This is a genomic window from Pseudomonas syringae group sp. J309-1 (assembly GCF_032582135.1).
Classification (GTDB): domain Bacteria; phylum Pseudomonadota; class Gammaproteobacteria; order Pseudomonadales; family Pseudomonadaceae; genus Aquipseudomonas; species Aquipseudomonas quasicaspiana.
The window spans coordinates 1-530 of record NZ_JAWHNU010000159.1; the positions used below are offsets into that span (position 1 = coordinate 1).

General features: G+C 62.8%; 2 protein-coding genes. One reads left to right on the forward strand and one right to left on the reverse strand.

Annotated features, from left to right (window positions below; translation table 11 throughout):
* On the forward strand, positions 1-257 hold a 257-nt coding region (locus RX972_RS29225), incomplete at its 5' end, for a hypothetical protein (protein ID WP_316880786.1).
* A 22-nt stretch (positions 258-279) separates the two neighbouring features.
* On the opposite strand, the gene RX972_RS29230 is transcribed toward RX972_RS29225, so the two are convergent.
* On the reverse strand, positions 280-456 hold the full coding sequence (locus RX972_RS29230) for a hypothetical protein (RefSeq protein ID WP_316880788.1): 177 nt from the start codon (positions 454-456) through the stop codon (positions 280-282).
* Positions 457-530 lie beyond the last annotated feature (74 nt).

The window sequence follows — 530 nt, forward strand, 5'->3', positions numbered from 1 at the left end:
CGGTTGCCCTTGGCGATGACCGCTTCCAGTGCCGTGGCGGCCTGCTCGAAAGCGGTTCGCGCCTGGGCGGCGTCACCTCCGAGTTCACGGAGGCGAAGCCCGAGCCCAAGGAGCGCGTAGCCATAAGAATGGAGGTCGTGGCTGAGCTGGGGTGCGAAGGGAGGCGCGTCCGGTGGCAAGACACCATCGCGCCAAATGATCGCCCGCGCTTGTCCGCGCGCGATGAGGCGCCCACGGAAGCCTGCGGACGCGGCTAAATTGATGTCTGCGACAATAGCATCAGGCGTGGTTGGCATTGTCGATCACCTGATCGTACACGGCACCGATGAATGCGGCATGGCCGTCGACGCGAAGGCCGACTCCCCATTGGTTGACGGCGCCCGGATAAGCTTGAAGTGAGGCCGTGAGCATCGCTTCCGGAGAATTCCCGGAGAACGTGAAAAGCAGGTGCCTCACGCTCGCCGTCGGGATTCCGTGTTTGAGCTACGCATCGTCAATTGCGTCTGCCTACGGGAGATTGCCGAGTTCAA